The organism is Streptomyces sp. NPDC044921, from assembly GCF_056432865.1.
This window is the reverse complement of record NZ_JBWKIF010000008.1, coordinates 33,393-52,988: the sequence shown is the minus strand read 5'-3', so window position 1 is coordinate 52,988 and position 19,596 is coordinate 33,393. Positions and strand designations below refer to the sequence as shown.

18 protein-coding genes are annotated in these 19,596 nt (G+C 73.0%); 10 read left to right on the top strand and 8 right to left on the bottom strand.

The window, feature by feature from the left end:
- Positions 1 to 141: 141 nt before the first annotated feature.
- Positions 142 to 2,175 (bottom strand): thioredoxin domain-containing protein, encoded by a 2,034-nt coding sequence (locus AC07DA_RS14590; protein ID WP_479127958.1) that lies wholly within the window; start codon positions 2,173 to 2,175, stop codon positions 142 to 144.
- 247 nt (positions 2,176 to 2,422) lie between these two features.
- On the opposite strand from AC07DA_RS14590, the gene AC07DA_RS14585 reads away from it, so the two are divergent.
- Positions 2,423 to 5,620, top strand: a complete 3,198-nt coding sequence (locus AC07DA_RS14585) for a tetratricopeptide repeat protein (protein WP_479127956.1) — start codon at positions 2,423 to 2,425, stop codon at positions 5,618 to 5,620.
- 95 nt (positions 5,621 to 5,715) lie between these two features.
- Here the strand turns inward: AC07DA_RS14585 and AC07DA_RS14580 are convergent, their stop codons facing one another.
- Together AC07DA_RS14580 and mca are read right to left on the bottom strand one after the other, a co-directional pair.
- The gene (locus AC07DA_RS14580; protein ID WP_479127954.1) at positions 5,716 to 6,015 is read right to left on the bottom strand and encodes a hypothetical protein; all 300 of its coding nucleotides are present in this window, start codon (positions 6,013 to 6,015) and stop codon (positions 5,716 to 5,718) included.
- Positions 6,008 to 6,889: a mycothiol conjugate amidase Mca gene (gene mca / locus AC07DA_RS14575; protein WP_479127952.1), complete on the bottom strand. Its 882-nt coding sequence runs from the start codon at positions 6,887 to 6,889 to the stop codon at positions 6,008 to 6,010. The genes AC07DA_RS14580 and mca overlap by 8 nt, the downstream gene beginning before the upstream one ends.
- Before the next feature lie 147 nt (positions 6,890 to 7,036).
- Here mca and AC07DA_RS14570 point away from each other — a divergent pair, with 147 nt between their 5' ends.
- Together AC07DA_RS14570 and greA are read left to right on the top strand one after the other, a co-directional pair.
- Positions 7,037 to 7,435 carry a DUF4307 domain-containing protein gene (locus AC07DA_RS14570; RefSeq protein ID WP_479127950.1) on the top strand — a complete coding sequence of 133 codons (399 nt, stop codon included), beginning with the start codon at positions 7,037 to 7,039 and terminating at the stop codon, positions 7,433 to 7,435.
- A gap of 179 nt (positions 7,436 to 7,614) precedes the next feature.
- Positions 7,615 to 8,112, top strand: coding sequence for a transcription elongation factor GreA (greA, locus tag AC07DA_RS14565; RefSeq protein WP_311679916.1), 498 nt, complete (start codon positions 7,615 to 7,617; stop codon positions 8,110 to 8,112).
- 98 nt (positions 8,113 to 8,210) lie between these two features.
- On the opposite strand, the gene AC07DA_RS14560 is transcribed toward greA, so the two are convergent.
- The 3 genes from AC07DA_RS14560 to ilvA all read right to left on the bottom strand — a co-directional run bounded on the left by AC07DA_RS14560 (position 8,211) and on the right by ilvA (position 11,377).
- Positions 8,211 to 9,011 carry an ABC transporter permease gene (locus AC07DA_RS14560; RefSeq protein ID WP_479127947.1) on the bottom strand — a complete coding sequence of 267 codons (801 nt, stop codon included), beginning with the start codon at positions 9,009 to 9,011 and terminating at the stop codon, positions 8,211 to 8,213.
- Complete coding sequence (locus AC07DA_RS14555; protein ID WP_479127945.1) at positions 9,008 to 9,985, bottom strand: ATP-binding cassette domain-containing protein; 978 nt, start codon at positions 9,983 to 9,985, stop codon at positions 9,008 to 9,010. Before AC07DA_RS14555 ends, AC07DA_RS14560 begins: the two co-directional genes overlap by 4 nt.
- A gap of 162 nt (positions 9,986 to 10,147) precedes the next feature.
- The gene (gene ilvA / locus AC07DA_RS14550) at positions 10,148 to 11,377 is read right to left on the bottom strand and encodes a threonine ammonia-lyase (RefSeq protein WP_479127943.1); all 1,230 of its coding nucleotides are present in this window, start codon (positions 11,375 to 11,377) and stop codon (positions 10,148 to 10,150) included.
- A gap of 163 nt (positions 11,378 to 11,540) precedes the next feature.
- On the opposite strand from ilvA, the gene AC07DA_RS14545 reads away from it, so the two are divergent.
- From AC07DA_RS14545 to AC07DA_RS14535, 3 genes are all read left to right on the top strand, one after another.
- On the top strand, positions 11,541 to 12,047 hold the full coding sequence (locus AC07DA_RS14545) for a MarR family winged helix-turn-helix transcriptional regulator (RefSeq protein WP_479127941.1): 507 nt from the start codon (positions 11,541 to 11,543) through the stop codon (positions 12,045 to 12,047).
- A gap of 455 nt (positions 12,048 to 12,502) precedes the next feature.
- A complete protein-coding gene (locus AC07DA_RS14540; RefSeq protein WP_479127939.1) occupies positions 12,503 to 13,006 on the top strand; it encodes a sigma factor-like helix-turn-helix DNA-binding protein in 504 nt (167 codons plus the stop codon).
- Between the two features lie 46 nt (positions 13,007 to 13,052).
- The gene (locus tag AC07DA_RS14535) at positions 13,053 to 13,301 is read left to right on the top strand and encodes a hypothetical protein (RefSeq protein WP_479127937.1); all 249 of its coding nucleotides are present in this window, start codon (positions 13,053 to 13,055) and stop codon (positions 13,299 to 13,301) included.
- 18 nt (positions 13,302 to 13,319) lie between these two features.
- On the opposite strand, the gene AC07DA_RS14530 is transcribed toward AC07DA_RS14535, so the two are convergent.
- Complete coding sequence (locus AC07DA_RS14530) at positions 13,320 to 14,474, bottom strand: cystathionine gamma-synthase (protein WP_479127935.1); 1,155 nt, start codon at positions 14,472 to 14,474, stop codon at positions 13,320 to 13,322.
- A 164-nt stretch (positions 14,475 to 14,638) separates the two neighbouring features.
- Between AC07DA_RS14530 and AC07DA_RS14525 the strand changes: the two genes are divergently transcribed.
- From AC07DA_RS14525 to AC07DA_RS14510, 4 genes are all read left to right on the top strand, one after another.
- Entirely contained in the window at positions 14,639 to 15,760 is a 1,122-nt protein-coding gene (locus AC07DA_RS14525; RefSeq protein WP_479127933.1) for a hypothetical protein, read from the top strand.
- Between the two features lie 130 nt (positions 15,761 to 15,890).
- A complete protein-coding gene (gene msrA / locus AC07DA_RS14520; protein WP_479127931.1) occupies positions 15,891 to 16,559 on the top strand; it encodes a peptide-methionine (S)-S-oxide reductase MsrA in 669 nt (222 codons plus the stop codon).
- Positions 16,560 to 16,676: 117 nt separating this feature from the next.
- Positions 16,677 to 17,792 (top strand): AI-2E family transporter, encoded by a 1,116-nt coding sequence (locus tag AC07DA_RS14515; protein WP_479127929.1) that lies wholly within the window; start codon positions 16,677 to 16,679, stop codon positions 17,790 to 17,792.
- Between the two features lie 277 nt (positions 17,793 to 18,069).
- Positions 18,070 to 19,014 (top strand): DUF5829 family protein, encoded by a 945-nt coding sequence (locus AC07DA_RS14510; RefSeq protein ID WP_479127927.1) that lies wholly within the window; start codon positions 18,070 to 18,072, stop codon positions 19,012 to 19,014.
- A 92-nt stretch (positions 19,015 to 19,106) separates the two neighbouring features.
- On the opposite strand, the gene AC07DA_RS14505 is transcribed toward AC07DA_RS14510, so the two are convergent.
- On the bottom strand, positions 19,107 to 19,496 hold the full coding sequence (locus tag AC07DA_RS14505) for a VOC family protein (protein ID WP_479127925.1): 390 nt from the start codon (positions 19,494 to 19,496) through the stop codon (positions 19,107 to 19,109).
- Between the last annotated feature and the right edge of the window lie 100 nt (positions 19,497 to 19,596).

The following is a 19,596-nucleotide window of genomic DNA, read 5'->3' as shown; positions in this document are numbered from 1 at the left end:
TCCCCCCAGATCCAGAAGCCCCCGGTCGTGACGGTGTGCCGGTGCGGCCCCTCCCGTCACGTCACTGTGCAGAGATTAGGGGGGAACTGTGAAGCCTGGGGGCTGTTCAGATAAAGAGCTTGTTTCCGTTGATTCCCGACTTCAGTCGCCCAGCACCGCACGCAACCGCTCAACCTCCGTGGTCGGCGCGTCACACGTGAAGTTACGGCAGACGTACGCCGCCGGTTCACCGCCGACCAGCGGACGGTCGCTGAGCAGCGGGAACTCGTCGCTTCCCGGGGCGCCGACGGCGACCACCGCGCCGGGCGCCGTGCCCAGGAGCGCCGTGCGGTGCAGGGACCTCGTGCCCTCGTCGTCGGGCGACGGTCCCACGATCGCGACCTCGCGCGGCCCGTCCAGGACGGCCTCGGCGACGGCGAGCCCCCAGCCGATGAAGCGGGGCACGCGCGGCCCGAGCGCCTTGACGACGCCGAGGGCGCGCTGCGCGGCGGTGCGGTGCGGCTCGGAGCCGGTGTGCGCGGCGTAGCTCAGCAGGGCACCGGCCGCCGCGGTCCAGCCGGACGGGGCGGCGTTGTCGGTCGGGTCCTGCGGGCGGCGGATCAGCCGCTCGGCGTCGGCCGCGGTGTCGAACATCGCGCCGGATTCCGGGTCGGTGAACCGGGCCAGGACGTGGTCGAGCAGGAGCCCGGCGAACTCCAGCCACACCCCCTCCCCGGTGACCGACGCGAGCGCGAGGAAGCCCTCGGCCACGTCCGCGTAGTCCTCCAGGACACCGGCGTTGGCACCGGCGTGACCGTCCTTGCTGGTGCGGGTCAGACGGGCCTGCTCGTCCAGGTGCAGCCGGACGAGGAGATCGGCGGCGGCCCGGGCCGCCTCCACGAGGTCGGGCCGGTCGAAGTAGGCGCCCGTCTCGGCCAGCGCCGCGATCGCCAGGCCGTTCCAGGCGGCGACGACCTTGTCGTCCCGGCCCGGCGCGGGCCGCTGCGACCGGGCCTCCAGCAGGCGCTCCCTGATGGAGGCGATCTTCGCGGCGTCGAACAGGCCGTCTTCCAGAGGCAGTTGGAGGACGGACTGGCCGTGCTCGAAGGTGCCCTCCTCGGTGACCCCGAAGTACCGCGCGGCCGGCTCGGCGTCCTGCTCCCCGAGCACCTCCCGCAGCTGCGCGGGCGTCCACACGTAGTACGCGCCCTCGACGTGCCTGCCGGTGCCGTCGTCGCTGTCGGCGTCCAGGGCGGAGGCGAACCCGCCCTCGGCCGTGCGCAGTTCGCGCACCATGAAGTCGGCCGTCTCCAGGGCTACCCGGCGGGCGAGTCCGGAGCCGGTGGCACGCCATAGGTGGGCGTAGACGCGGCACAGCAGGGCGTTGTCGTACAGCATCTTCTCGAAGTGCGGCACGACCCAGTCGCGGTCCACCGAGTAGCGGGCGAAACCGCCGCCGAGCTGGTCGTAGATGCCGCCCCGGGCCATCCGCTCGCAGGTGTCGGCCGCCATCTGCAGGGCGCCCTCGGCGCCGGTGCGGGCGTGGTGGCGCAGCAGGAACTCCAGCACCATCGACGGCGGGAACTTCGGCGCCCCGCCGAAACCGCCGCGCTGCGGGTCGTACTCGCGGGTGAGCGCGAGCAGGGCCTGCGCGAGCTCCTGCTCGCCGGGGGTCTGCGCGTCGCCGTAGGAGATCTCCCGGCCGGCCAGGTCCCGGACGATCTTCCCGGCGACCTCGGTGACCTCGTCCCGCCGCTCCTCCCAGGCCTGCCGCACACCCTGGAGCACCTGCCGGAAGGAGGGCATGCCCTGGCGGGGCGCGGGCGGGAAGTACGTGCCGAAGTAGAACGGCTCGGCGTCCGGGGTGAGGAACACGGTCATGGGCCAGCCGCCGTGCCCGGTCGCCGCCTGGACCGCCTCCATGTACACGGCGTCGACGTCCGGCCGCTCCTCGCGGTCGACCTTCACGCTGACGTAGTGCGCGTTGAGGTACTCGGCGGTCTCCTGGTCCTCGAAGGACTCGTGAGCCATGACGTGACACCAGTGACAGCTGCTGTAGCCGACGCTGAGCAGCACGGGCACGTTCCGCCTGCGGGCCTCCTCGAAGGCCTCGGCCGACCAGGGCCACCAGTCGACGGGGTTGTCGGCGTGCTGGAGGAGGTAGGGGGACGTCTCGTGCGCCAGTCGGTTCGGCATGGTTCCCATCCTGCCGCAGTACCCCGCTCCGCACGCGTCAGGCGTCGCGCGGGCGCCGCTTCCGCCGCACGGCCGCCGGGCGCGCCCCACGCCAACGGCCCCGGGTCCGCACACCATCGGCCCGGGCACGCCCCCTCGCCCCGGTGCGCCGTGCGCCGCACACTTGACCGAGCAAACGACCGAGACGACGCGCGGGCAACGGCCGATGAGGACCGGGACCGCCGTTGCCGCCGGAGGGGGACGTGAGATGCGGGACAGTCATCGGGCGGAGGCAGAGCGGCTGTTGGCGCGGGCCGTGGAGGAGGAGGTGCGCCGTTCGGGCGGGCGCAGTGACGGGAAGGTGCTGCTGGCGCGGGCGCGCGGGGCGCTCGACGCGATGGCGCTGAGCGCGGCCGAGGAGTACGAGGCCTACACCCGCGCCCTGGACGAGGCGGCCGCCGGGCAGCAGACCTTCGCCCAGCGCTACGCCCGGGAGGGCGCCGGGACGCCGCTGCTGGTGGCCGGGGTCGCCGCGGTCGCGGCCGTCGTCGCCGACCTGGCCCTCGGCACCGGCACGGGCACGGCCCTGGGCGCCGGCGTGACGGTGGGTGTGGCGGGCGCCGCCGCGACGGTCGTGAAGGTGGCCGGCTCACACCTGCCGGCCGCGCACCACCGTGCCGGGGCGGCCGGCCAGCCGGGCGGTCCGGAGCAGCTGCGGCTGCAGTGGCTGACGGCGCTGGAGGTGCGGGGCATCCGTCCGTTCCTGGACCAGCAGCGCGTCCTGACCGCCTCCACGGGGCGGAACAAGACCGGGCCGCGGCTGCGCGGCGCCGACAAGAGCGCCGCGGCGCGCGGACGCAGCGTGCTGGAGCAGTCCTTCGCGCAGCTGCCGGAACCGGCCAAGCCGTTCGCGGGGCGGCGCGAGGAGCTGGCGCGGATCCGGCAGTGGGTCCAGGCCGCCCGCGCGAGCACGGAGACCCGGCCCACGGTGGTCGTCCTGCACGGCACGCCCGGCAGCGGCCGCACGGCGCTCGCGGTGCGTGCCACGCACGAGCTGCGGGACCACTTCCGCGGCGCCTGCGTCGTCGACCTGCGCGCCGACAGCCCGGGCGAGTCCCCGCTGTCCACCCGCGACGCCCTGCTGCACCTGCTCAACCGGCTCGGCGCGCCCCGCGAGCAGCTGCTGTTCCGCGAACGCTCCGCCCCCGACCAGCAGGTCAAGCGGCTGAGCGAGCTCTACCACCAGCATCTGACCGGCCTGCCCGTCACGGTCGTCCTGGACGACGCCTCGGACACCGGGCAGATCCGCGCCCTGGTACCGGAGCGGTCCGACAGCCTGGTGCTGGTGACCGCCCGGGCCCCGCTGGAGCCGGCCGGCCTGCCCGCGCGGGTGCACCAGCTGGCGGTGGAGCCGCTGGACGCGGCCGGGGCGGAGGAACTGCTGGGCGCGACGGCGCAGGACCGCTCCGGGCCGTACGACGCCGAGTCCGCCGAGCGGGTCCGTGAGCTGTGCGGCGGGCTGCCGCTGGCGCTGCGCATCGCCGGGTCCTGCCTCGGCCCGCGCTCCCCGCGCGCCCTGGTCACGGACCTGGGCGCGTACGGCCCGGTCGAGCCGGTGGAGCGCGCCCTGTGGCTGCGCTACACCGACCAGCCGGAACCCGTACGGCGGCTGCTGCGCCGGCTGGCCCTGGCCGGCCGGGCCTCGCTCGGCGCCGCGGCGGCCGCCGCGCTGCTGGCCACCGACGAGGCGGAGGCCGTCCGCCACCTGCGGACCCTGACCCGTGCCGGTCTGATCGACCACGTCCGCGGCGACCGCTACCGCCTGCACGACCTGGTGCGTTCGTTCGCCCAGGCCCGTCTCCTCGACGAGGAGGACCCGGCCGAGCGCGCGGCGGCGCAGGAGCGGCTGATCGTGAACTACGCCGAGCTGGCCGACTCGGTGCTGCGCATGGTCGATGGCAACATGTCGACCCGCACCAACCGCTTCAGCCCGTACGGTTTCCCCTCCCTCGACGAGGCGCTGCGCTGGCTGGACGACGAGTCGAGCTTCATCACGACGGCCCTGCGGCACGCGGAGGGCGTGAACCGGGCGGCGGTGCTGAACCTGCTGGGCGCCCTGTGCGACTACTGCCTGCTGCGCGGCGACCTCTACCGCCTGGGCGAGATCAGCGAACTCGCCCAGGCCGTGGACGAGGGCCTGCTGGTCCGCTCGGTGCAGTGGCGTACCGGCATCGCGGCCCGGCAGCTGGGCGAGCTGGACAAGGCCCGCACGACCCTCTCCTCGGTCGTCGACCTCTACCGGGAGGCCCACCACGACGCCGGGGCGGCCCGCGCCCTGTGCTCGCTCGGCATCACGCTGCACCACCAGGGCAACCTGACCGAGGCGTCGGCGAAGCTCCGCGAGGCCCTGGCGCTGCAGTCGTCGCCCGAGCTGGCGACGGACCGGGCGTGGACGATGCACGCCCTGGCGGCGGTGGAGCGGGACCGGGCCCGGCTGGGCGAGGCTTTGGAGCTGCTGACCGAGTCGCTGGTCCTGCACCGCGCGGGCGAGTCGGTGCACGGCCAGGCCTGGGCGCACTTCCACCTCGGCCAGCTGAGCCTGCGCCGGGGCGACGTCCCGCGCGCCGAGTCCGAGCTGCGCGCGGCCCTGGAGCTGTACGGCCGCACCCGCGACGCCCGCGGCGAGGCCTGGGCGCTGACCCAGCTGGCGCGGGCCCTGCTGGTGGCCGGCGACGCGTCCCCGGCCGTGGAGGAGCTGCGCGGCGCGGCGGCCCGGCACCGGGACAACGAGGACGCGCGCGGCGAGGCCTGGACGCTGTACTACCTGGGCCAGGCCCTGGAGGAGACCGGCAACCTGGACCAGGCGGTCCGCGAACTGGAACGGTCCCGCACGATGTTCTCCCGCATGCGGGACGTCTACGGCCTGGCCTGCGCCCGACACCACTCGGCCCGGGTCACCCGCGACCAGCGCGCGGCGCAGACGGGTTCCCTGCGCAACTCGGGCTTCGCCCGCCAGCTCCTGGTGGACGCCCGCGCCGACTTCCGGCGCATCGGCGTCGCCCACGGCGAGGCGTGGACCGGCCTGGAACTGGCCGTCGTGGACGCGGGCAACGCCCGCCTGCAGCAGGCGCTCGCGCTGTGCGACGAGGCCGTCGGGCTGTTCACGTCCTACGGCGACCGCAGGGGCGAGGACTGGGCCCGCTTCCTGCGCTGCACCCTCCTGCCCTACGCCGCCCCCGGCGGTGTGGAGGTCGGCACGGCGGTGGCCCAGCAGGAACTCGCCGAGCTGGCCCGCGCGGGCCACCCGCTGCGCGACGAGAAGCTCGACGACTGCGTCGACGCCTGGGCGCTGCTGCTGGAGCGCGGCGTGAGCCTGGAGGCGGGCTGGCAGGCCTGGGGGCTGGGCATGACGCCCAGCCGGCACGCGCGGGAGGTGATGGGGGTGGCGGTGGAGACCACGGCGTAACCCCCGGCCCGGGCGCTGGTGGCGGGGACGCGAGGACACCCGTCGGCGGTTCGGAGACCACCGACGGGTGTGTGCCGCCCCTCGGGGCGGGGGCGTCAGCCCTGCTTCTTCGCCTGGCCGGAGGTGCCGGAGGAGGCCTCGGTGTCCGCGGCCGTCGTCCCCGCGTCCGTCCCGGCCTGCTCGCCGTCCCCGGCCCTCGGGTCCGGGACCTGCGTGAAGTCCACCCTGCTCATGTGCCGGTTCATCGACTTCATCAGGGCCCACACCGCCACCGCCATCACCGCGAAGACGATGAAGCCGAGGACGCCGGGGGTGACCTTGTCCTCGTCGACCTCCTTGGCGAAGGAGACGAGGTGCGTCATTGCCAGGCTTGCGCTTGCGCTCATGTCAGGCATTGTCGCGGATGCCCGCAAAGAGGTCGTCCTCGGGGAGGGAGGTATCGACGAGGGACTTCGCCAGCTCGTACTCCTCGGTCGGCCAGACCTCCTTCTGGATCTCCATCGGGACCTTGAACCAGCCGCCGTCGGGGTCGATCTGGGTGGCGTGCGCGATCAGGGCCTTGTCGCGGATCTCGAAGAACTCGGCGCACGGGATGTACGTGGTCAGCGTGCGCTGCTTCATCCCGAACTCCTCCCAGCGCTTGAGCCAGTCCCCGTAGGGGGACTCCAGGCCGCGGTCGAGCATCGCCTGGTGCAGGGCCTCGGTGCGCGGGCGGTTGAAGCCCTGGTTGTAGTAGAGCTTCTGCGGCTGGTAGGCGGGGCCGTACTCGGTCTCCGGGTACTTCCCGGTGTCCGCCGCCCCCTCGAACGCCACCATCGTGATCTTGTGGGTCATGATGTGGTCGGGGTGCGGGTAGCCGCCGTTCTCGTCGTAGGTGGTGATCACCTGCGGGCGGAACGAGCGGATCTTGCGCACCAGCTCGCCGGCCGCGTGGTCGACGTCCTCCAGGGCGAAGCAGCCCTCCGGCAGCGGGGGCAGCGGGTCGCCCTCGGGCAGTCCCGAGTCGACGAAGCCGAGCCACTCCTGCTTGACGCCGAGGATCTCCCGGGCCTCGTCCATCTCCTTCTTGCGTACCTCGTGGATGTGCTCCTCGATGTACGCGTCGCCCTGCAACTTGGGGTTGAGGATGGAGCCGCGCTCCCCGCCCGTGCAGGTCACGACCAGCACGTCCACCCCCTCGGACACGTACTTCGCCATGGTCGCCGCGCCCTTGCTCGACTCGTCGTCGGGGTGGGCGTGAACGGCCATCAGTCGCAACTGGTCAGTCAAGACTCAATCCTCAGTAAGTCGGCGCCCTGTGTGCGTCGGCGCAATCAGCGGCTTCTATAGTGACCGAATCGGGGGGCGAATAATTCCGGGACCGGGTCCCGGGGCCCCTTTCGGGACATTCGTCCCGGCCCTGTCTGGAGGACGATCATGACGACGGCGAGTACGCGACCGCCCGAGGGCCGCTACGGCCGTACCTCGGACGAGCGCGCCGACCGCACGCTCAAGGTCGTCGGCGCCGTCCTCGCGGTGGCGCTGCTGGGACTGATCGGCTGGTTCGGCTACCACTACGTCGGACAGAACAAGATCAGCGCCGAGGTGATCAGCTTCGAGCCGGGCAAGGAGTCCGTGCGGGTGCATCTGGAGGTCCGCAAGGACGCCGGTACCGACGGCTACTGCACCGTGCGCTCGCAGGCGGAGGACGGGGCCGAGGTGGGCCGGGCGGACTTCCGCTTCGACGGGGACGACACACGCGTCGACCAGGTCGTCACGCTCCGTACGACCTCTCCGGGGACGACCGCCGAGCTGCTGGGGTGCCACGCCGACTGAGGGCCGCCGCGCGTCACCCGCAATACGTAGCCTCTGAGCTGCGTTGACGCGAATCTGGTGGCTTATGTCCTCCCCCTCGGGCCCCTGAATTGTTAGGCTCGTGGTTTCGCCCATCCGTGAAGGAACATGCTTCTGGGTAGGGCGATGCTTTGTATTCCCAGTACCTACGAGGAGCACCTGTGACCCAGACCAGCGAGAACGTCACCTGGCTGACCCAGGAGGCGTACAACAAGCTCAAGGCTGAGCTTGAGTACCTTACTGGTCCCGCGCGGGCGGAGATCTCCGCGAAGATCGCCGCGGCGCGCGAGGAGGGCGACCTGCGTGAGAACGGCGGGTACCACGCGGCCAAGGAGGAGCAGGGCAAGCAGGAACTGCGTGTGCGCCAGCTCACCCAGCTCCTCGAGAGCGCCAAGGTCGGTGAGGCGCCCGCGGCGGACGGCGCGGTGGCCCCCGGCATGGTCGTCACGATCGCGTTCGACGGCGACGAGGACGACACGCTGACGTTCCTGCTCGCCTCGCGCGAGTACGCGAGCTCCGACATCGAGACGTACTCGCCGCAGTCCCCGCTGGGCACCGGCGTGATCGGCCACAAGGTCGGCGAGGACGCGCAGTACGAGCTGCCCAACGGCAAGAAGGCCTCGGTGAAGATCCTCAAGGCCGAGCCGTACGAGGGCTGAGCCGCCCCCATCGGACCTGGACCTGCCCCCGGCACCGCAGCGGCGCCGGGGGCATCGTCATGCCGTCGCCCGGCGGACCGGGTCCCGGGCCGGAGCCGTCAGCCGGTGGCCCGGCGGTACTTGCGGACCGCGAGCGTCCGGAAGACCGCGATGATCACGACCGACCAGATCAGCGAGGCCCACACGGGGTGCTGCATCGGCCAGGCGTCAGGCGTCTTGAAGCCCGGCGGGAGGTTGCCGAACAGCTCGCGGCACGCCTGCACCACCGCGCTGAACGGGTTCCACTCCGCGACGTGCCGCAGGAACGACGGCATCTGGTTGGCGTCCACGAACGCGTTCGAGATGAAGGTCAGCGGGAAGAGCCATATCAGACCACCCGAGGTCGCCGCTTCCGGCGTGCGCACGGACAGGCCGATGAGCGCGCCGATCCACGAGAACGCGTAGCCGAAGAGCAGCAGCAGGCCGAAGCCGGCGAGCACCTTGCCGAAGTTCTCGTGCGTGCGCCAGCCGACGATCACCGCCACGACCGCCAGGACGACCAGGGTGAGCGCCGTCTGCACCAGGTCGGCGATGGTCCGGCCGGTGAGCACCGCGCCCCGCGCCATCGGCAGCGAGCGGAACCGGTCGATGAGGCCCTTGTGCATGTCGTCGGCGATACCCGCACCCGCGCCCGCGGTGGCGAACGTGACGGTCTGGGCGAAGATGCCGGCCATCAGGAACTCGCGGTAGGCCTGGGTCGAGCTGGACGAGCCGACCTGGATCGAGCCGCCGAACACGTAGGTGAACAGGACCACGAACATGATCGGCTGGAACAGCCCGAAGATGATCATCTCGGGGATCCGGCCCATGCGGATCAGATTCCTGCGGGCGATGACCGCGGAATCGCTGATGGCGCTCACTGGGTGGCCTCCTTGTCGCTCTCCTCGCCCTTGGCCTCGGCCACGTGTCCCGTCAGGGACAGGAAGACGTCGTCGAGGGTCGGCCGGCGCAGGCCGATGTCGTCGATCTCGATGCCGCGGGTGTCCAGCTCCCGGATGACCTCCGCCAGGAGCTTGGCACCGCCGGTCACGGGCACCGTGAGCTTGCGCATGTGGTCCTCGACCGTGACCTCGCCCTTGCCGAAGCCGGCCAGGACCTCGGCGGCGGCCGGGATGCGCTCGCCCTGGTGGACGACGACCTCGACGCGCTCGCCGCCGGTGCGGGCCTTGAGCTGGTCCGAGGTGCCCTGGGCGATGACCCTGCCGTGGTCGACCACCGCGATGTCGTGCGCCAGGTGGTCGGCCTCCTCCAGGTACTGCGTGGTCAGCAGCAGGGTCGTACCGCCGGAGACCAGTTGCTTGATGACCTCCCACAACTGCTGGCGGTTGCGCGGGTCGAGGCCGGTCGTGGGCTCGTCCATGAACATCACGGGGGGCGAGACGACGAGGGCCGCGGCGAGGTCGAGGCGGCGGCGCATGCCGCCCGAGTACGTCTTGGTGGGGCGGTCGGCGGCGTCCGTGAGGTGGAACTGCTCCAGCAGCTCGGCCGCGCGCTCCTTCGCCGCCTTGGCCTTCATCTGGTAGAGCTGGCCGACCATCTGGAGGTTCTCCCGGCCGGTGAGGTATTCGTCGACCGCCGCGAACTGGCCGGACAGGCCGATGGAGCGGCGGACCGCGTCGGGCTGCTTCAGCACGTCGATGCCCGCGACGACGGCCCGTCCGCTGTCGGGCCGCAGCAGGGTGGTCAGGCAGCGGACGGTGGTCGTCTTGCCCGCGCCGTTCGGCCCGAGCAGGCCCAGGACCGTGCCCTCGGGCACGTCGAGGTCGACGCCGTCCAAGGCCCTGACGTCACCGAAGGTCTTGACCAGACCCTCGGCGTAAATGGCGCCTGGCATACACATCTCCACGTCTTCGGGGATGACCGGACAGATGTCCGGTGAGGTTGCTCACAGACACACCATAACGCGATGTATCGCGTCCCTCAACGAGTTTTCCCGCGTGCGCTACGGAAGGCGAAAGGCGATCTTGACCGGGCAGCCGGGCCGGGGCGGACCCCGTCAGTCGATGACCGTGTAGCCCGCCTCGCGCAGCGCCTGGCCCACCTCGACGCAGTGCGCCGGGCCCTTCGTCTCCAGGTGCAGCTCGACCTCCGCCTCCGTGAGCCCGAGCCGCGGGTCGGTTCGCACGTGGCTCACATCGAGGACGTTAGCGTCGACCACTGACAACACGCCCAGAAGTGTGGCCAGAGCACCGGGCCGGTCCGTCAGGCGCAGCCGGACGGCCAGGTAGCGGCCCTGCGCGGCCATGCCGTGCCGCAGCACGCGCTGCATCAGCACCGGGTCGACGTTGCCGCCGGAGAGCACCGCGACGACCGGGCCCTCGAAGGCGCCGGGCTCGCTCAGCAGCGCCGCGACCGGGCTCGCCCCGGCGGGCTCCACGACCAGCTTGGCCCGCTCCAGGCAGAGCAGCAGCGCGGCGGACAGCTCGTCCTCACCGACCGTGCGCACCTCGTCGACCAGCTCGCCGATGATCCCGAACGGCACGTCGCCCGGCCGCCCGACCTTGATGCCGTCGGCCATCGTCGCCGGGTTCTCCACCGTGACCGGCCGCCCCGCCGCCAGGGAGGGCGGATAGGCGGCAGCGCCCGTCGCCTGGACACCGACGATCCGCACGTCCGGCCGCAGGGCCTTCACCGCCACCGCGATCCCGGCGGCGAGACCGCCGCCGCCGACGCCGACCACGATCGTGCTCGCCTCGGGGCACTGCTCCAGGATCTCCAGGCCCACCGTGCCCTGGCCCGCGATGATGTCCGGGTGGTCGAAGGGGTGGATGAACACCGCGCCCGTCTCGGCCGCGTACTCCTGCGCCGCGGCCAGCGTCTCGTCGACCACCTGGCCGTGCAGCCGCACCTCGGCCCCGTACTCGCGGGTCGCGCTGACCTTGGGCAGCGGGGCGCCCTTCGGCATGAACACCGTGGAGCGCACGCCGAGCAGGGAGGAGGCCAGGGCGACGCCCTGCGCGTGGTTGCCGGCGCTCGCGGCGACGACACCGGCGGCGCGCTCCTCGGGCAGCAGGCCGGCGATCCGCACGTACGCGCCGCGCAGCTTGAACGAGCCCGTCCGCTGGAGGTTCTCGCACTTGAGGTGGACCGGTGAGCCCACCGCGCGGGACAGGTACCTGCTGGTCTCCATCGCGGTCACCCGCGCCACACCCGAGAGCATCTTCTGTGCGCCGCGCACGTCGTCGAGGGTGACGGGCCGAAAGGAGTCAGCCGTGCTGTAGCTCATGACTCCAGCATCGCAGTTCACCGGCCGGGACGGCCGTTGTGACCAACCTCCGAGACCCGCTTTGCGCAGCGCCGGTACGACCCGCCTCCCGGCCGCGTACCCTGTCCCCCAATCTGCCAGCCCTCCACGAAGTGAGCCCCCGGCCATGCCCACAACACCTGAAATGTCGATGGACATGACGACCGTCGGTGACACCGGCCTCCTCGACACGCTGCAGCACGAGGTGGCGTTGTTCGCCCGACGTGCGGAACAGACCCGGCTCGGCGGGGTGGGGCAGGTGCGCAACTCGATGGACCGCGCCGCGTACCTGCTGCTCAACCGGCTCGACAAGGAAGGGCCGATGGGCGTCAAGGCGCTCGCGGCGAGCATGGGGATCGACTCGTCGACGGTCACCCGGCAGGTCGCACCGCTCGTCGACACCGGTCTGGTCAAGCGCACCTCCCACCCGGAGGACGGGCGGGCGGTGGTGCTCCAGCTGTCCCCGCGCGGGCAGTCCCGGCTGGAGGAAGTGCGCTCGTCCCGGCGCCAGTTGATGGCCGAGCTCACCCAGGACTGGGAACCGGAGGAGCGCGAGGCGTTCTGCTCCCTGCTGACGCGCTTCAACACCGCGCTGTCGGCGCGGATGTCGGCGCAGGGGGTGCCGGGGCCGGAGGCGCAGACCGACTCCTGATCGCCCCGCTCGCCCGGTCCGAGGGGATCTTCCGCGTGTGACGCGGGGTGGAGCACGCCGCACACGCCGCCGGGGACGGACGCCGACACCGCCACCCGACAGCACCTCATCCTGATCCTCGCCCTCACCGGCCCCTTGCACGAAGTCCGCGGCCCGGCACACGCGTGTGCCGGGCCGCGGGTGTTCTCCCGGAGCACGCGCGCGGCGGGCCGAGAGCCGTCGAGTGCACACGTATGCGGCGATCGTCCCGGCATGCGCTCGTGGTGGTGTCCCCGGCCCGCACGCGCGGCCGGTGACCGCCTGGACGCGAAAGAGACCCGGTACCGCGGGACGGAGCCGGGCCGTGCGCGGCTCTTGACCGCGGGGGCGCCTCTGGCCTGATATGAGACCGGGTCCCCGCCGCGCGCGGCCGGGGCCGCATCCTCATCGGGGTCGCCGTCGGGGCGGGAGGCGAGGTGCGAGAGCGGCACGCGTACCGGGCAACCCGTCGCGCCCGGGAGTTCGAGGCGTTCGTGGCGGGCGCGGCCGGGCGGCTGCTGCACGCCGCCACCCTGCTCACCGCCGAGGCCCCGGACGACAACCCGCGCGCGCGGCGCCTGCTGACGCTCGCGCTGGCCCGCACGTACGCGCGCTGGGACGGGCTGCGCGGCGAGGACCCCTACGACCTCACCCGCCAGGAACTCGCCACCCGCTTCGCGCGCGGCGCCTGGCACCTCCGCGGCGGGTTCGGCCGCGCCCGACCGCACCCCGCGAGTCCGCTGGCCGCGCTCACCGCGCAGGAACGGCTGATCGTCGTGCTGAGGCTCCACGAGGGGGTCGCCGAGGAGCAGGCCGCGGCCCTGCTGGGCCTGTCCCCCGAGCGGGTCCGGGCCATCTGCCACCGGGCGACGACCACGCTGCTGCGCCGTCCGCGAGGCCCGTCCCCCGCCGTGACGGCCGCGAAGGCCGTGCCGTCGTGAGACGGCCTGCCCGGTGCGGCGTCCCTCACGACAGCCGGAGGCGGACATGAGCGGCAACGACCGCGAGGCGGCGGTGCGGCGGCTCCTGGAGCAGGCGCAGCGGCCCCTGCCGCCGGAGATCCACCCGGAGGCGGTGCGCCGGGGCACCCGCGTGCTGCGGCGGCGCACGCTCGCCCGCCGCGCGCTGTGGCTGCTGCTGTTCGCGGCGGCCGTGGCGTTCACCGTCTGGGCGCTGACGGCCCGCCCGTGGGTGGAGCCGCCGTCGGACACGACTCCACCCCTGACCGGCTGGTGACCCCGGCCGGCGCCCGGACTAGCCGAGCGCCTGCTGCAGGTCCTCCAGCAGGTCGTCGGCGTTCTCGATGCCGACGGACAGCCGCACCAGGTCGCCGGGGACCTCCAGGAGCGAACCGGCCGTGGACGCGTGCGTCATCCGGCCCGGGTGCTCGATCAGCGACTCGACGCCGCCCAGGGACTCGCCCAGCGTGAAGACCTTGGCGCGGTTGCAGACCTCGACGGCCGCCCGCTCGCCGCCCTCGACCCGGAAGGAGATCATGCCGCCGAAGGACTTCATCTGCTTGGCGGCGACCTCGTGGCCGGGGTGCTCCGGCAGCCCCGGGTAGAGGACGCTCGTGACGCGTGCGTGGCGGGTGAGCATGTCGGCGACCTTGGCGGCGTTCTCGCTGTGGCGGTCCATCCGCACCGCGAGGGTCTTGGTGCCGCGCAGCACCAGCCAGGAGTCGAAGGGGCCGGCGACGGCGCCCATCGCGTTCTGGTGGAAGGCCAGCTCCTCGCCGAGCTCGGGGTCGCTGACGACGAGGGCACCGCCGACGACGTCCGAGTGGCCGCCCATGTACTTGGTCAGGGAGTGCACCACGACGTCCGCGCCGAGGGACAGCGGCTGCTGAAGGTACGGCGTGGCGAAAGTGTTGTCGACGACGAGCCTGGCGCCCGCGTCCCGGGCGACCTGGGCGACGGCGGCGATGTCGGTGATGCCGAGGAGCGGGTTGGAGGGGGTCTCCACCCACACGACCTTGGTCTTCGGGGTGAGGGCGGCCCGCACGGCGGCCGGGTCGCCGGTGTCGGCCACCGACCACTCCACCCCCCAGCGGGCGACGACCTTGGCGAACAGGCGGAACGTGCCGCCGTAGGCGTCGTTGGGGATGACCACGTGGTCGCCTGGGCTGAGCAGCGTGCGCAGCAGGCAGTCCTCGGCCGCCAGCCCGGACGCGAACGCGAGGCCGCGGCGGCCGCCCTCCAGGGCGGCGAGGTTCTCCTCCAGCGCGGTCCTGGTCGGATTGGCGCTGCGGCTGTACTCGTAGCCGCCGCGCAGGCCGCCGACGCCGTCCTGCTTGTAGGTGGACACCTGGTAGATCGGCGGGACGACCGCGCCCGTCAGGGGGTCGGCGGTGTTGCCCGCGTGGATCGCGAGCGTCTCGAAGTGCTGACTGATGTGCCTGTCGCTCATGGGCACCGAGGGTAGTGCGCCGACGCGGAACGTGCCGGAGCACGAGGGCCGCCCGGACCCCGGCCCGGGTTCTCCCCAGGGCGGAGGGCGGAGCTGGGCCGGGTTTTCCACAGGTTCGCGGACCAGGTTGGCCATTTGCCGGCGCGGTCTGGTTCGCTTGTGGCATGGAGATTCTCTGGGTCCTGATCGCACTGGTCATGCTGGGCTTCGTGCTGCTCCCCTTCCTGCGGCGCGGGCGCGGTGCGGCGGTCGGGCTGGTCTCGCCCGACCACCCGGACGCCGCGGACCCGGCGAACTACGGCTTCGTCCGCGAGGAGGAGCTCGACATCCGCATGCCCGGCCCCGACCAGGACCTGATGGACGTCCTGGACGTGGTGCAGCGCACGCAGGACTACCGCGCGGCCCAGCAGCTCCTCGCGGGCACGGAGACGGAGGGCGAGCGCCGCTGGCAGCGTGTGCAGGCCTTCGCGGGCGCGGCCTCGCTGGAGCTCGCGCAGCGGCCCGGCGGGGTGGGCGAGTCGCCGGGCGGCCAGTGGCTGCGGGTGTGGCGGGCGGAGGCGCCGAAGGACGCGGGCGGCGCGGCGGTGCACGCGGAGTTCCTGGTACAGCAGGCGTGGCGGACGGCGTCGCCCGGCACGGACGAGTTCCGGATCATCATGGAGGAGGCGAAGGCGGCCTGCGGCGACGCGGCGCTGCTGGCCCCCGGGGATCCGATCCCGTACATCGTGGAGCTGTCGGTGGCCCGCGGCCTGGGCTACTCCCAGAAGGACTTCGAGCAGCTGTGGCTGAGGATCCTGGACCGCGCGCCGAACCACATGGGGGCGCACCTGGCCGCGCTGCACTACTGGTGCGAGAAGTGGCACGGCTCGCGGGAGCTGGCGTACGCGTTCGCGGAGGCGGCCGCGGCCCGGGCGCCGCGGGGTTCCCTGCTGGCGGCGATGCCCCTGTTCGCGGTGTTCGAGCACCTGCCCGAGGTGACGCTGGTCAGCGGCTTCTGGCAGACCGAGGTCGTCACGAAGGCGGTGCACGGCGCGCTGCACGCGGTGCACTCGGCCCGCCCGGACGACCCGATGCTGGCGCACGTGCGGCACATGCTGGTGTTCTTCCTGGTCCGCGGCGAGCGCTGGTCCGAGGCGATGAGCCAGCTCGTCCACATCGACGGGCACGTGGGCGCCCTGCCCTGGACGCTGTCCGCCGACCCGGCCGCGGAGTTCGCGGTGTACCGGGCGCTGGCGGTGGCGGGCTTCGAGGCGAACGGCGGCAGCCCGGCGAACCTGCCGCACTGAGGCGCTCCGGACGGGCTCCGCCCCGGAATTCCGTGGGATCGGGGCAGGTTGGAAGGGACGCTGCCCGATCGCGGGCGGCACGCCCTCCCCGGAGACACCGGGGAGACGACCGGAGCCCGCTGGAGACCGCATGTTCCCGCACAGCCGCACGCCCCGGCTGCCGACCCGCGAGCAGGCCCTGACCGGCCGCTCCGAGCCGCTGTTCACGGTCCCCGACCGTCACACCGTCCTCGGCAAGCCGCTGCTCGGCCCCTACCCCGAGGGCCTGGGGACCGCCGACTTCGGCATGGGCTGCTTCTGGGGCGCCGAGCGGGTGTTCTGGCAGCTCCCGGCCGGTGTTTGGACGACCCTGGTCGGCTACCAGGGCGGTCACACCGAGCACCCCACGTACGAGGAGGTCTGCTCGGGCCTGACCGGCCACACCGAGGTCGTGCGGGTGGTGTACGACCCGGCGGTGATCTCGTACGAGCGCCTGCTGAAGACGTTCTGGGAGTCCCACGACCCCACGCAGGGCTTCCGCCAGGGCAACGACGTGGGCACGCAGTACCGCTCCGCGATCTACACCCACACCCCCGCGCAGGAGGCCGCCGCCAAGGCGTCCCGCGCCGCCTACCAGCAGGTCCTGACCTCGTCCGGCCACGGGTCCGTCACCACGGAGATCCTCCCCGCCCAGGAGCGCCCCTTCTACCCGGCCGAGGCCTACCACCAGCAGTACCTCGACAAGAACCCGGCCGGCTACTGCGGGATCGGCGGGACGGGCGTCTCCTGCCCGGTCGGGGTGGTCCGGGCCGAGGGGTGACCTCGGGGCCGGTGGGAAGGCCCGTCGGCGGCGTCGCGCCTCGTCGGCTCGTGCGAGGTGTGTGACGCGGCGGGCCGGTGGGCCCCCAGGGCCGTGGGCACCCCATAGGGTGCCCTCGTGACTGCGCCCCTGAGTTCCTCCAGATCCCGTACCGCGTTGCGGATATCCGCGCGGGTGTCCGGTGAGTTGTTGCTGGTCCTGGCCGGGCTGGCCGTGGCTCTGTGGTTGCTGGGCCGCATGTGGTCCGTGGTGTGGCCGCTGGTGATCGGGCTGCTGCTGACCACCCTCACCTGGCCCGCGGTGCGGGTCCTGCGGCGGCGCGGCTGGCCGCCCGCGCTCGCCGCCTCGGTGGTGACCGTGGTGTTCCTGCTGGTCGCGGCGGGTGTGGTGGCGTTGATCGCGGTGCCGGTGGCGTCCCAGTCCGCGGAGTTGTCCGACGGTGTCGTCGAGGGCATCCAGCGACTGCGCGAGTGGGCCGCCGGGCCGCCGCTGAACATCGGGGACGCCCAGATCGACCGGGCCTTCGACTCCGCGGTGGCCCGGGCCCAGGAGGGCCTCGGCAGCATGGTCGGCGCCGTCGTCACGGGGGTGAGCACCGTGGTCAACGGGGTCGTCACCGCCGTGCTCGCGCTGTTCCTGATGTTCTTCTTCCTGAAGGACGGCCCGCGGTTCCTGCCCTGGCTCGCCCGTCAGCTGCCCGGCCGGCTCGCCACCGACGTCCCCGTCGTGTTCGCCCGCGGCTGGGACACACTGGGCTCCTTCGTACGGTCCCAGGCGGCCGTCGGCCTGCTCGACGCCGTCCTGATCGGCCTGGGCCTGTGGATCCTGGGCGTCCCGCTGGTGCTGCCCCTGGCGGTGCTGACCTTCGTCTCCGCGTTCGTGCCGATCATCGGCGCCCTGTTCGCCGGTTTCGTCGCGGTCCTCATCGCACTGGTCTACAACGGCCTCACGGACGCGTTGATCGTGCTGGTCATCATCGTCGTGGTGCAGCAACTGGAGGGCAACGTCTTCCAGCCCATGATCCAGAGCCGTGGCCTCGGCCTGCACGCGGCCGTCGTGCTGCTGGCGGTGACGCTGGGCGGCAACGTCGCCGGCATCGTCGGCAGCCTGCTCGCCGTGCCCGTCGCGGCGCTGATCGCGGTGGTGTGGAACTACGTGCGCGAGCAGCTCACGGAGCCCTCACCGGGACCGGGTGAGGACGATCCGGACCTCGCGGGACCCGCCGCGCCCTAGCCGCGCAGCGGGCTCCGCCGGGCGGGCGGGGAGCGGCCTCCGCCCGGTGGGCACGTCGCGTCGGGTGGAGGCGGCCCGCTGGCTGCGTGCTGGGGTGCCCCCTTGTCCCGGCCGCCGCCCCTCTGCCGCGGCGGCGGCCGGTCCGGGCGGGGCGTGAGCGCGGCGGGCGGTGCGCCCTGACGGCCTTCACGCCCGTGGGCGGCTGCCCGGCGGGCCTCCGCCGCCGTGGCGCCGTAATCCTCAGCGGAACCAATTCCTCCCGGCCTACGCTCCCCGCATGGTTCTCAGACGAGCGTTACAGGTGATCATGGTCATGACCCTGGCCCTCGCGGGGGCGGTCCAGGGCGCCGCGCACGCCGGGGACGGCGGCGGGGGCGGACGGCAGTTGCTGTACTACAACCACGCCTACGGCGTGCTCGACCGGGAGACCGCCGACGCGATCGAGCACTCGGCGTACCTCCGAAACTTCGCGAACTTCCAGGTCCGCACCACGACCGGCTCCGGCGGGCAGACCTGGACGGGCCGCTACCTCATCGGCCGCGAGACCTACCTCGAACTGTTCGGCGTGGGCGACCTGCCCGGCAAGGACGGCACCCTCGGCGCCGGCGGCATGGGCGTCTCGGCGGAGCGGGCGGGCGACCTGGCGACGGTCATCGCCCGGCTGCGCGAGCAGGGCGTCGCCGACCCGGTGGAGTTCCTGCAGACGCGCGACTTCGGCGACGGCGTCCCCGTGCCGTGGTTCGACGCGGTCTTCACCACCGACCAGTACGACGCGTTCGGCGCGTGGGGCATGGAGTACCGGCCGGAGTACTTCGCCGATCCGCGCGGCGCCACCGAGCCCGCCGCGTATCCCGATGACGTGGGGCGCGAGCGCTACCTGTCCGACGGCTACCGCGACCATCTGATGCGGGACGTGACCGGCGTCCGGCTCGCGGTGACCGCGCGGGACCTCGCCAGCACCGTGCCGCTGCTGGAGGCGGGCGGGTTCGCCGTGCGGTCGGTGCCGGGCGGGGGCGTCGTCGCCAAGGGCGGCGGCACCACCCTCCGGTTCGATGCCGTGCCCCTCGACCAGGTGGGTCTGCGGCAGGTGGAGATGTCGCTGAACAGGCCGGTGGCGACCCGGCACGTGGAGCGGCTCGGGAACTCGGACCTGGTCGTGGGCCCCGGCCCGCGCGCCGTGTGGACCTTCGACGGCCGGGACCGGCCGGGCCGGACGGACTGAGGCCCGGGTGCCAGCACCCGTCCGGCCGGGCGGCCGCCGGGCCGGACGGGTGCCGGGCCGGACGGGTGCCGGGCCGGACGGGTGCGGCGCGTTCAGCCCCGGCCGCCGCTGCCGTACGGCCTCGTGATGATCTCCAGGCGGTGGCCGTCGGGGTCGTCGAAGTACACCCCGCGGCCGCCGTCGTTGTGGTTGATCTCGCCGGGCCGGCTGTGGAAGGGGTCCGCCCAGTACGTCAGGCCGGCCGCCCGGATCCGGGCGAAGATCTCGTCGAACTCCTGCTCCGAGACCAGGAAGGCGTAGTGCTGCGGGGTGATCGCGCCGGGGCTGTCCATGTAGTCGAGCGTGACGCCGTTGGAGACCTCGACCGGCAGGAACGGGCCGTAGGGGGCGCTCACCTCCAGCCCGAGGATGTCCGCGAGGAAGCGGGCCGAGGCGCGCTTGTCGTGGGCGGCGACGATCGTGTGGTTCAGCTGCACGGTCATGGCGGGCCTCCCCTGGCGTATCGGTGAACCTCCTCCGGTGCACTCCCTTGTGTACCCCTGTGTACCCCGCGTGTACGCCCTCGCGCATCACGAGCACGCC

What these genes read in the sequence shown, in the direction of transcription:
- AC07DA_RS14590 (WP_479127958.1), bottom strand. Translation starts at nt 2,175, where the DNA reads ATGCCGAACCGACTGGCGCACGAGACGTCCCCCTACCTCCTCCAGCAC.
- AC07DA_RS14585 (WP_479127956.1), top strand. Translation starts at nt 2,423, where the DNA reads ATGCGGGACAGTCATCGGGCGGAGGCAGAGCGGCTGTTGGCGCGGGCC.
- AC07DA_RS14580 (WP_479127954.1), bottom strand. Translation starts at nt 6,015, where the DNA reads ATGCCTGACATGAGCGCAAGCGCAAGCCTGGCAATGACGCACCTCGTC.
- AC07DA_RS14570 (WP_479127950.1), top strand. Translation starts at nt 7,037, where the DNA reads ATGACGACGGCGAGTACGCGACCGCCCGAGGGCCGCTACGGCCGTACC.
- AC07DA_RS14555 (WP_479127945.1), bottom strand. Translation starts at nt 9,985, where the DNA reads ATGCCAGGCGCCATTTACGCCGAGGGTCTGGTCAAGACCTTCGGTGAC.
- ilvA (WP_479127943.1), bottom strand. Translation starts at nt 11,377, where the DNA reads ATGAGCTACAGCACGGCTGACTCCTTTCGGCCCGTCACCCTCGACGAC.
- AC07DA_RS14545 (WP_479127941.1), top strand. Translation starts at nt 11,541, where the DNA reads ATGTCGATGGACATGACGACCGTCGGTGACACCGGCCTCCTCGACACG.
- AC07DA_RS14535 (WP_479127937.1), top strand. Translation starts at nt 13,053, where the DNA reads ATGAGCGGCAACGACCGCGAGGCGGCGGTGCGGCGGCTCCTGGAGCAG.
- AC07DA_RS14530 (WP_479127935.1), bottom strand. Translation starts at nt 14,474, where the DNA reads ATGAGCGACAGGCACATCAGTCAGCACTTCGAGACGCTCGCGATCCAC.
- AC07DA_RS14525 (WP_479127933.1), top strand. Translation starts at nt 14,639, where the DNA reads ATGGAGATTCTCTGGGTCCTGATCGCACTGGTCATGCTGGGCTTCGTG.
- msrA (WP_479127931.1), top strand. Translation starts at nt 15,891, where the DNA reads ATGTTCCCGCACAGCCGCACGCCCCGGCTGCCGACCCGCGAGCAGGCC.
- AC07DA_RS14510 (WP_479127927.1), top strand. Translation starts at nt 18,070, where the DNA reads ATGGTTCTCAGACGAGCGTTACAGGTGATCATGGTCATGACCCTGGCC.
- AC07DA_RS14505 (WP_479127925.1), bottom strand. Translation starts at nt 19,496, where the DNA reads ATGACCGTGCAGCTGAACCACACGATCGTCGCCGCCCACGACAAGCGC.